Genomic DNA, 10,658 nt, shown 5'->3' on the forward strand with positions numbered 1-10,658 from the left:
TCTTTCAGCGTTCAGGTGGGGGTGGGCAGCCGGCGGGAACCGGATCGCCATCGAAATGGGCCGTGCCACAAGGGTTGATCTGTTGCCAGGAATAGCCGCGCCCGTCCATCAGGGCCACAACACGGTCGACCCCATAGTAGATATTGGACACGCCCATCACGGCCTGCGCCTGCCCGCTTTCCAGTGCAAGCGTCAGTTCGGCCGCATCGAAACAGTCGAACCAGTCGGGGGCGAACATGGGCGTGGCATTGGCATAGGGCGTCAGCGCGGCCGCATCCACATCAATGTCGAAACAGGCGCGGTAACGAATGGGCGAGCTGTCTGAATCAATGCCGCGAAACCCGCGAATGTCAAATTCCTGCGCTGCCAATGCCCCAACGGGTGTCAGTTGCACCGTATCTTGCGCAGGCAGTTCGTCATAGAAGGCATGAACCTGAAAATACCACACGCCAGCCCCCGCAAGAACGGTGCTGCCCAGCAGTAGAATAACCAGAAATCGCCCCATCAGGCCCCCGCCCCGCCCGCGTCAGTCTGCACGAATGCATCCGCGCACAGCTTGGCCAGCGTGCGCACCCGCCCGATATAGGCCTGACGTTCGGTCACGGAAATGACCCCACGCGCGTCCAGCAGGTTGAACAGATGGCTGGCCTTGATGCATTGGTCATAGGCCGGATGCACCATGATGATACGCTTGCCGGTGGCCGCATCGTCAGGAGACATGTCCAGCAGGCGGGCGCATTCGGCCTCTGCGTCCTCAAAATGGCGCAGCAACATGTCGGTGGTGGCGGCGTGGAAATTATGGCGCGAATATTCTTCCTCGGTCTGGCGGAAGATGTCGCCGTATTTCAGCGGGATCGGGGCGTCGGGGGCGTTGAACGGCATGTCCATGACGTGATCGACACCCAGCACATACATCGCCAGCCGTTCCAGACCATAGGTCAATTCGCCCGAAACCGGGCGGCAATCATGCCCGCCGACCTGCTGGAAATATGTGAATTGCGACACTTCCATCCCGTCACACCACACTTCCCAGCCCAGTCCCCATGCGCCAAGCGTGGGCGATTCCCAGTCATCTTCGACAAAGCGGATGTCATGCAGGCTGTCATCAATGCCGATGGCGCGCAGGCTGCCCAGATACAATTCCTGCAAATCCGGCGGGCTGGGTTTGATGATCACCTGATATTGATAATAATGCTGCAAGCGGTTGGGGTTTTCGCCATACCGCCCGTCTGTGGGCCTGCGCGATGGCTGCACATAAGCCGCGGCCCATGCTTTCGTGCCAAGCGCGCGCAGGGTTGTCGCCGGATGAAACGTGCCCGCGCCCACTTCCATGTCATAGGGTTGCAGCACCGCGCACCCCTTCGCAGCCCAGTAATTCTGAAGCCTCAGAATGATTTCCTGAAAGCTTTGAGGCTTTTGTGAACTGTTTTCGGTGGTTTCAACCATTGCGGCCCCTTGCCTTGTGCGCGCATTATCTTAAAGCTGCGTCTCAATAGGCAAGCTACAGCCAAGGGTCAACGCTTAAACCCCGCAGCCATGGCAAGCACATGAAGAAATGACTGACGAGGAAAGGTATCAGGGAATGGTTTCAGGATTACGGAAATGCGCATATTTTGCCGCCACAGTGTCCGCGACAGCAATTCTGGGCAGTTGGGGCGCCGCCGCTCAGGAACAACGCTGGGTGCAGATCGAAGCGCATCGTGATCTGGGCGACGCCCTTGATGCCGCGCGCGCCTATGACGCGCGCATTGGCAATATCAGCGGCTTCCAGCTGCCCAGCGAATGGTATGCCATCAGCGTCGGTCCGTTTGAAAGTGACATTGACGCGTTCGCCGTGCGCAGGCAGTTGCGGGCCGATCGCGTGATCCCGATTGATGCGTTTGTCAGCAATGGCGCGAATTACCTGGAACAGGTTTTCCCGCAAGACCCTGATGCACAGCGCATGCCCCCCGCGCCGTCGATAAGCGACACCACCGAACCGGATATGCCCGAGCAAGACAGCACAGAGATGGCCGAGGTTATTTCGGAACCGGACCCGCTGCCGGTGCCAGAACCGGAGCCCGAGCCAGAGCCCGAAGAAACCCTGCGCGAGGCACAGGCATCAGAGCGGCTGCTGGACCGCGATGACCGCGTCGCCCTGCAAACCGCGCTGCAATGGTTCGGGCATTATACGCTGGGCATTGACGGGGCCATCGGTCCGGGCACGCGCCGCGCAATGACAGCATGGCAAACCGCAGAGGGGCTGGACCCGACAGGCGTTCTGACCACCCGCCAGCGCGCGCAACTGATACAGGACTGGCAGGGCGAATTGGCGGCACTTGGCATGGAGACATTCCGCGACGAGGACGCTGGCATCAGCATCGATCTGCCCATGGCCATGCTGCGCTTTGACCGGCACGAAACCCCGTTTGTGCATTTTGCAGAACGCGACGACAGCGGCGTGCGCGCCCTTCTGATCAGCCAGAGCGGAAACAATGCGACATTGTTCGGCCTGTATGAAATCATGCAAACGCTGGATATTGTCCCGCTTCAGGGCGAGCGTGAACGCCGCCAGAACAGCTTTTTGCTGACCGGACAAAGCGACACGCTGCGGTCCCATACCATGGCCCAGTTGCGCAACGGCCAGATCAAGGGGTATACGCTGATATGGACGCCCGAACGGGATGCGCAGATGGCCCGCGTCCTGCCCATGATGGAGTCGAGTTTCGACACATTCGGCGGCACATTGCCCGACAGCGCCGGTCCCGCCAGCCTTGTGCCGCGCGGCGATCTGCTATCGGGGCTAAGCGTGCGGCGGCCGGAATTCTCACGCTCGGGTTTCTATATTGACGCGAATGGCACGGTTCTGACCAGCGCGGCGGCTGTGGCGGGTTGTGGACGTGTCACGCTGGACGAAGCCTATGATGCGCGCGTTGTCGCGCGTGACGACACGCTGGGTCTGGCAATTTTGCAACCTGAAACGCCGCTGGTTCCCTTGGCATTCGCACAGTTCCAGCAAGACAGCTTGCAACGCGGCAGCGACATCACCATCTCGGGCTTTTCATTCGGGGATATGCTGACGCGCCCTGTCCTGAGTTTTGGCCGGATCGAGGATCTGAGCGACCTGAACGGCGCAAATGACCGCATCAGGCTGACAGCATCGGTGCAGGATGGTGATCAGGGCGGCCCGGTTTTCGGCGCGAACGGTGCCGTTGTGGGCCTGCTGTTCGGCCAGCCGCAAGACGACACGCGGCAACTCCCCCCCGAGGTCAGCTTTGCAGTGCCCTCAGATGCGATCCGCGCCTTTCTACAGTCCAATGGCATCACTGCCGCCCCCCCGCGCGACACGGCCCCTGTGTCGGCCGAACACCTGACACGGGTGTCCGGTGACCTGACAGTGCTGGTGTCGTGCTGGAACTGACAGGGCCGCGCCCCTGCATTGTGACCTGAATGACAGGGCCGCGCCTTCTTGGCGCGGCCTTTTCAACAGGCAGGCAGCGATGGCAAAACACAGTATCCCAAGGCGCGGCCAAAGTGCTTTGGTTCCAGCAGAGGCCCGAGCCAGCTTTATGCCCGCCAGAACCGTGGCAACAAAAGCACCAGAACCGCCATGACTTCCAGCCTGCCCAGATACATCCCGAAGATCATCAACCATTTTGCGCGTTCGGGAAATTCATGCACCGCGCCCGTCGGCCCCACCTCTGGCCCGAAAACAGGGCCAATATTGCAGATCGCGGTCCATGCTGCCGTCAGCGCCGTGCGCGTTTCAAGACCTGTCAAGGCAAGCGCAACAACCAGCATCAGGAAAATTCCCGCAAACGCGGAGAACATGACGATCACGGAATTGATCACGTCCTGTTCCAGCCGCTTGCCGCCCAATTTGATCGCCATGACGCGGCGCGGACTGCTAAGCTGGCGCATGCGCATCTTGATCGCCTCGAACAGGACCAGAAAGCGGAACACCTTCAGCGCGCACCCTGTCGACGCCGTGCAGGCCCCGATGAAGCCCACCAGCATGACCACCAATAAGGGGAAATCGCCCCAGCCCGCCACATCTTCGCTGCTGTAGCCGGTGCCCGTGAACAATGTGATGACGTTGAACGCAGTCCCGCGCAGCACATCGAAAACCCCTGCATCCGTGGTCGCCAGACGATATGCAACCACCGCTGCAATGGCATAGGCCACCCAGCGCAGAAACGCGCGCACCTGAACATCTTGCCAGATCGCCCGCACGGACCCGCCCATCAACTGGATAAACCGGATGAAGGGCAGCCCTGCCAGAATCATGAACACGACAGAAACATATTCCAGCGCCCCCGCGTATTCCACAAACGAACTGTCACGCGTTGAAAACCCGCCTGTGGCAATCGTCGTCAGGCCGTGGTTCAGCGCATCAAAACCCGACATGCCAAACGCCATATAGGCCATGATCGCCAGCAGCGTCAGGCCCAGATACACCTGCAACAGCGCCGCCGAAATATCAAAGACCCGCGGCATGACCTTGCCCATCGTGTCAAACGCCTCGGACTGGAAATGCTGCATGCCCCCCACCCGCAAGATCGGCAGAAACACAAGCGCCACAACGATAATCCCCAGACCGCCCAGCCATTGCAGAATAGACCGCCACAGCAACACCCCCGGCGGCATGTCGTCCAGCCCGACAAAAACAGTGGTTCCTGTGGTGGTCATGCCTGACATCGCCTCGAAATAGGCATGGGTCAGGGTCTGATTGGGCATGCCGAACATAAAAGGCAGCGCACCGAAGGCTGGCAACACCGCCCAGACACTGCCGGTCATCAGAAACGACTGCCGCCGCCCAAGTCCCTGATCCAACGATGCGCGGGTGCTGAGTGTGGCAATACCGCCAATCAGACAGGTCAGGAATGCCGATTGCGCAAATCCCTGCCAATTGTCATTGCCCGCCTGCCAATCGACAAAAAGCGGCAGCAACATGATTGCGCCCAGCGCAAATGTCAGCAGTCCGACAAGGTGAACAACAGGGCGTAAATCCAACATGGCCCTGCCATCGCGCCAGTCAGGCCCTGTGTCAAGCGCGAAGGTTGTGAATGCTGCATTCGGGCAGAATTGCCTGCATGTCTGCCGCGCGGCACAGCGCGGTTCCGGGCGTCATGACTGCGGCAGTGGCCGCCGCCGTTCCTGCGTGCAACGCCTGTTCCATTGCGTCTGGGACACGCGCCAGTTCCAGCGTGAAGGCGCCCGTGAAACTGTCGCCTGCGCCCACCTTGCTGACCACCTGCACCTGTGGCGGGCGACAATGCAACGCAAGACCCTGGCCTGCCAGAACCGAGCCGTCCGCCCCAAGCGCAATGCAGGCATACTGTGCAACCCCGCGCGCCACCAGCGATTGCGCGAATTCAAGCGCCTGTGCCACTTGCCCCAGCGCATGCCCCGCCTGCGCTTCGGCTTCGCCCTGATCAAGGCGCAAGACATAGGGCTGTGCAGCCGCATCGGGGCTGTTCAGCAGGTGCGATAACGGCGCGCCTGATATGTCCGCCACCAACCGGCCACGCCCAAGCATACGCGCCAGCCGTTGCGCGAACCCCGCATCAACGCCGGGCGGCTGTGATCCGCTAAGGACCACCAACCCGTCCGCATGCGCGACAACATCTTCCATGGCACGGGTGGTATCCGGCTGTGTCCAGTCTGCACCGGGCAGTTGCAGCCGGAACTGCTGGCCATGGCTGTCGGTTATGGCCCAACTCTGGCGCGTCTCGCCCGTGATGTCGAAACAGCGCACAGGCACGCCCTGCGCGCGCAACAGGTCCAGATGCTGTGCACCGGCACTGCCCCCAAGCGCCACCCATGCTGTCGCCTGCCCGCCAAGTGCGTGCATGGCACGCGCAACATTCACACCACCCCCGCCCGGTTCATAGACGGGATCGGACAGTCGCAGCTTCGGGCCAGCGACCATTTCGGGGATCTGCGCCGACAGGTCAAGCGCGGGGTTCAGGGTCACGGTAAGAACGGATGTTTGCGCCATCATGGGCGCAAACTGCCACTCCCCGCGCATCAGTGCAAGCGCCTTAGCCTACATGAAACAATGTGCTGAACAGACGCGGATCAAGGCTGGACGCCTGAAAGCTAGGGCCACGCGTCAACACGCTGACCGCATCATGGCTGTGCAGACTTTCCTGATGGCTGGCCACAACGCGGAAATCCCCGATACGCGGATCATTTTCCAGTTGTTCGCAAAAACTGCGCGCCGCATCTTCCACAAAAATCGGATTGGCCGCATTCAGTTCCGCAAACGCCTGTTCATCCTCGCGTTTGACCATGACTTGTGTTTCGGTGGGAACCGCTGCGCGGCACAGATCAACCAGATCTTCATACCACAGGGTCGCACCGTCCAGCACCTGCACCGACACGCGCGCGACAGAGCGCTGCGAATGCGGTGTCGCCAGCTGGCCGCGCGTGGCCCGCGCATGTTCGCTTAGTTCCAGTGAACACGGGCAGGTGGACGAATAGACATAATCCAGATGCATGAACACCTGACGCACACCGCCATTATCAACCAGTTCCAGCGCGATATCGTAATACTGATACCCCGACAGCCTTGATCGCAGCGACTGCACTTTCATCGGAAATGAAAACCGCATCATGATGCGCGCATCGAAACTTTCCAGATCGGCCTTGTAATCATCCAGCGCCGCACGAATGACATCAATGCTGAAGGTGCGTTCCGCGTGGCCATAGAAGCTGCGCATGATGCGCGACATATTGATGCCCTTCTTCTCGGCCTCCAGGCTGACAGTGCCCGTGACCGAGGTTTCCAGCATCAGATCGCCATTGTCGCGGGTGTGATAGCGGATTGGCAGGCGGAAATTGGAAATGCCGACATGCTGGATTGCGGCCTTCGCGCCCACGATCAGGCTGGCAGGCCCGTTCTGCAAATCCGGAAGCGACGATTTATAGCCGTCACTGACGTCGAAATCTGCAGGATAGTCACGCGACAGCACGGGATATGCGGCAGCGGGCAGCAAGCCTGTTACCGCGGCCTCCATCAGGGCGCGTTCGTCCTGTGCGGCACTGTCGGTGAAGCGGCGCAGCAGGTCCAGTGCCGCTTCGGCCTGTTCGCGGGTCGGTGTCTGGTCCAGTCCCGGCAGATGGATATTCATCGTGGCGTCCCTTCCTGTCTGTCGCTTGCTATACATAAGCGTCAGTTTCCTGATTTCCACGAATATACGCGCCGGATATGGGATCGGATCGAAATCAAATCGCGTCCAGCGCGCGGCGCAGATCCGCAATCAGATCCGCTGTGTCCTCCAGCCCGACGGACAGGCGCACCAACCCTTGTGAAATACCCAGCAAGACCTTCTGATCATCGGGCAGGCGCTGATGCGTGGTCGTGGCCGGATGTGTGACAATAGACCGCGCATCGCCCAGATTGTTGGAAATGACCGCAATTTGCAGCGCGTTCAGGAAACGGAACGCCGCATCCTTGCCCGCGGCCATATCCAGCGCCAGCACAGTGCCGAAACCGTCCATCTGATCGCGCGCGATGGCATGATGCGGGTGGTCCGGCAGGCCGGGGAAAATGACACGCGCCAGTCTGGGGTCATCTTGCAGCGCTTCCGCAATGGCCTGCGCGCTGGCCGCCTGCGCGCGCACACGCAAGTCCATTGTGGTCAGCCCATTGACCATAACCCACGCATTGAACGGGCTAAGCGCGCCGCCTGTATGTTTCATATAGGGTTCCAGCGTGCCGCGAATAAACTCGCGCGTGCCGCAGACAACACCGCCCAACGCACGCCCCTGCCCGTCAATATGCTTGGTCGCGGAATAGATCACCACATCCGCGCCCAATTCCACTGCACGGCTGAAAATTGGCGTGGCAAATACATTATCCACCACCACTGTGGCCCCAACGGCATGGGCGACCTGGGAAATCGCGCGCAGGTCCACAACTTCCAGCGTGGGGTTGGACACGGTTTCACAAAAAACCGCGCGCGTATCGGGGCGGATGGCCGCGCGCCACTGGTCCAGATCGGTGCCATCCACGAAATCGACCTGCACGCCGTAGCGCGTCAGCACTTCTTCCAGAATATACAGGCAAGACCCGAACAATGCGCGCGACGACACGACATGATCGCCCGCGCGCAACATTGCAGTCAGCGCGCCTGACACCGCTGCCATGCCCGAAGCCGTGGCAAATGCGTCCTCGGTCCCTTCAATCGCGGCAATCCGGTCTTCGAACACCGCCACTGTCGGGTTGCCATAGCGGGCATAGATGAACTCATCCGCGCCGGTTTGCAGAAAGCGCGCCTCGGCCGCTTCTGCCGACGGGTAGACAAAGCCCTGCGTCATGTAGATCGCCTCGGCGACCTCTCCATACTGGCTGCGCCGCGCGCCTGAATGCACCAGTTTCGTGCGCTTGTCCCAATCTTGTGCCATTCCCGTCCCCGACGCAAAGAAAAACCCCCGGACTGTCACAGGCCGGGGGCTTGAAACGCCCAGACCTCTTTAGCGGTTTTTTTAGCGTGGCCCGCAATCCGGTAACAAAGCGCCACGTTGTTTTGCAATAAGGCTTTCGTCAGGGCAGGTCAATCAGGCTTGCGCATATCAGGCGACGTTTTCCAGCGACACTTGCGGCTGGATGCCCAGCGCATGGCACACATCGCGCGTCAGATAGGCACGGTTCAGGGTATAGAAATGCAAATCCTCTACCCCTTCCGCAATCAGGCGGTCACACATTTCGGTGCAAAGGGCGGTTGCCAGCAAATCCTCGCGCCCGTCGCGCGCGGCCTTCTCGAAGGCCTCATCCATCCATGCAGGGATATGCGTGTTGCACGCGCTGGCAAATTTGCGAATTCCGGCCCAGTTTTCAATCGGCACAATGCCGGGAATGATTTTGCCGGTGATCCCCTGACGCGCGCAGTCATCACGGAACCGCAGGAATGTTTCGGGTTCAAAGAAGAACTGCGTGATGGCCGAATCCGCGCCCGCCTGAAACTTGCGCTTCAGCCACATCACGTCGGCGCGGGCATCGGGCGCATCGGGGTGGGGTTCGGGATAGGCGCCCACGCGGATCTTGAACTTGCCGGTATTGGCCAGCGCCTCGATCAGCTCAACAGATGACCCGAAGCCGTCGGCATGCGGGGTGAACCGCGCAGCCCCTTTCGGCGCATCGCCGCGCAGCGCCACAATTTCGCGCACCCCCGCATCGGCATAGGCGTTCACAATCTCCAGCGTCTCGGCGCGGGTGGCGTCCACACAGGTCAGATGCGCCGCCACGTTCAGGCCGTATTGCGCCCCGATTGTCGTGACCGCCTCATGTGTCAGTTTCCGCGTTGTGCCCCCTGCCCCATAGGTGACAGACACGAATTCGGGCGCCAGCGGGGCCAGCATGCGCACGGTTTCCCACAGCCGGAAGCTGGCATCCAGCGTCTTGGGCGGGAAGAATTCGAAGGAAATGCGCGGCGTGGTCATACTCTATGCTCCGGTTTGGGTTGCCCCCTTGTGCCATACCTGCGAATGTGAAACCAATTCATTATTCTCATCACCATTATGAGCGGGATTGAAGGATGCATATCGAGTTCCGGCATCTTCGCACCATCAAGGCCATCCATGACGCGGGCGGGCTGGCGCGCGCGGCCGACCTGCTGAACATGACGCAATCGGCCCTGTCCCATCAGGTCAAGGGGTTGGAAGATCAGGCAGGCGTGGAATTGTTCGTGCGCAGGTCCAAGCCGCTGAAACTGTCGGCTGCGGGTATGAAAATGCTGCGCGCCGCCGAAGATATCCTGCCGCGCGTCACGGCACTGGAGGAAGAGTTCACGGGGCTGGTCAAGGGCCGGTCGGGGCGGCTGCATATCGCCATCGAATGCCATGCCTGTTTCGACTGGCTGTTTCCGGTGCTGGAGCAGTTTCGCAAGGCATGGGGGGATATCGATGTCGATATCCGCCCCGGTCTGGCCTTTGACGCGCTGCCCGCCTTGCGGCGCGAGGATGTGGACCTTGTCATTTCTTCCGACCCCGAGGATTTGCCGGGAATCACCTTCCTGCCGCTGTTTGATTATGAACCCGTCTTCGTGGCCTCGGCCACCCACCGGCTGGCCGCGCAGGATTATGTCACCGCGCAGGATTTCCGCGATGAAACGCTGATCACCTATCCGGTGGAGCGCAACCGGCTGGACGTGTTCACCCAGTTGCTGACCCCCGCCAAGGTCGAGCCGCGCGCGATCCGGCAGGTGGAACTGACCGCCGTGATCCTGCTGCTGGTGGCATCGGGGCGCGGCGTGTCGGTCCTGCCCGACTGGGTGCTGCGCGATGTGCGCTACCACTCGGACTATGTGACCAAGCCCATCACGGAACACGGCCTGACACGGCGGCTATATGCGGCAGTACGAGAGGAGGACGCGGCAAAGCCCTTCATGGCCCATGTTCTGCGGCTGGCACGGACGGAACCGGTGAAATTGCAGCGCGGTTAAAACTATTTTGACATTACAATATTCTACTTTGTTGGTAAACCAATCATTGATTTGAACTCTTCATTGATCCTTTCGTACAATTCGTCCAAAAACATATCTGATGCAATACCACTCTCTTCGAACATCAGTTCGTATTCACCTTGCCATTCATAGGAGCAGTGCTCCGCCCGATTCCCATGTTTACCTGCAATCTCGCTTAGTATTTTAAAGTCGGTTCCATATCCTGCATAG

Annotated in this window: 10 protein-coding genes and 1 riboswitch; of the genes, 2 read left to right on the forward strand and 8 right to left on the reverse strand. The window is 60.3% G+C overall.

Annotated elements, in window-relative coordinates; all coding sequences use genetic code 11:
• Positions 1 to 4: 4 nt before the first annotated feature.
• Positions 5 to 505: a DUF6446 family protein gene (locus tag ACTIE1_RS11230; protein ID WP_439560929.1), complete on the reverse strand. Its 501-nt coding sequence runs from the start codon at positions 503 to 505 to the stop codon at positions 5 to 7.
• Positions 505 to 1,446: a glycine--tRNA ligase subunit alpha gene (locus tag ACTIE1_RS11235; protein ID WP_439560930.1), complete on the reverse strand. Its 942-nt coding sequence runs from the start codon at positions 1,444 to 1,446 to the stop codon at positions 505 to 507. The genes ACTIE1_RS11230 and ACTIE1_RS11235 overlap by 1 nt, the downstream gene beginning before the upstream one ends.
• Positions 1,447 to 1,582: 136 nt before the next feature.
• On the opposite strand from ACTIE1_RS11235, the gene ACTIE1_RS11240 reads away from it, so the two are divergent.
• The gene (locus tag ACTIE1_RS11240) at positions 1,583 to 3,400 is read left to right on the forward strand and encodes a serine protease (RefSeq protein ID WP_439560931.1); all 1,818 of its coding nucleotides are present in this window, start codon (positions 1,583 to 1,585) and stop codon (positions 3,398 to 3,400) included.
• A gap of 146 nt (positions 3,401 to 3,546) precedes the next feature.
• Here ACTIE1_RS11240 and ACTIE1_RS11245 read toward each other — a convergent pair whose 3' ends face one another.
• The 5 genes from ACTIE1_RS11245 to metF all read right to left on the reverse strand — a co-directional run bounded on the left by ACTIE1_RS11245 (position 3,547) and on the right by metF (position 9,426).
• The gene (locus ACTIE1_RS11245) at positions 3,547 to 4,995 is read right to left on the reverse strand and encodes a TrkH family potassium uptake protein (protein ID WP_439560932.1); all 1,449 of its coding nucleotides are present in this window, start codon (positions 4,993 to 4,995) and stop codon (positions 3,547 to 3,549) included.
• Between the two features lie 31 nt (positions 4,996 to 5,026).
• Positions 5,027 to 6,010, reverse strand: coding sequence for a 1-phosphofructokinase family hexose kinase (locus ACTIE1_RS11250; protein WP_439560933.1), 984 nt, complete (start codon positions 6,008 to 6,010; stop codon positions 5,027 to 5,029).
• A gap of 13 nt (positions 6,011 to 6,023) precedes the next feature.
• Entirely contained in the window at positions 6,024 to 7,115 is a 1,092-nt protein-coding gene (gene folE2 / locus ACTIE1_RS11255; protein WP_439560934.1) for a GTP cyclohydrolase FolE2, read from the reverse strand.
• Positions 7,116 to 7,209: 94 nt separating this feature from the next.
• A complete protein-coding gene (gene metZ, locus ACTIE1_RS11260) occupies positions 7,210 to 8,391 on the reverse strand; it encodes an O-succinylhomoserine sulfhydrylase (protein WP_439560935.1) in 1,182 nt (393 codons plus the stop codon).
• A gap of 48 nt (positions 8,392 to 8,439) precedes the next feature.
• Positions 8,440 to 8,517, reverse strand: a riboswitch (SAM riboswitch).
• A 42-nt stretch (positions 8,518 to 8,559) separates the two neighbouring features.
• Positions 8,560 to 9,426 carry a methylenetetrahydrofolate reductase [NAD(P)H] gene (gene metF / locus ACTIE1_RS11265; RefSeq protein WP_439560936.1) on the reverse strand — a complete coding sequence of 289 codons (867 nt, stop codon included), beginning with the start codon at positions 9,424 to 9,426 and terminating at the stop codon, positions 8,560 to 8,562.
• A gap of 95 nt (positions 9,427 to 9,521) precedes the next feature.
• Between metF and ACTIE1_RS11270 the strand changes: the two genes are divergently transcribed.
• Complete coding sequence (locus ACTIE1_RS11270; protein WP_439560937.1) at positions 9,522 to 10,427, forward strand: LysR family transcriptional regulator; 906 nt, start codon at positions 9,522 to 9,524, stop codon at positions 10,425 to 10,427.
• Positions 10,428 to 10,450: 23 nt separating this feature from the next.
• On the opposite strand, the gene ACTIE1_RS11275 is transcribed toward ACTIE1_RS11270, so the two are convergent.
• Positions 10,451 to 10,658 (reverse strand): hypothetical protein (locus ACTIE1_RS11275; protein ID WP_439563379.1); only part of this gene is annotated, 208 nt, incomplete at its 5' end.

Source organism: Roseinatronobacter sp., from assembly GCF_051859525.1.
Lineage (GTDB): Bacteria > Pseudomonadota > Alphaproteobacteria > Rhodobacterales > Rhodobacteraceae > Roseinatronobacter.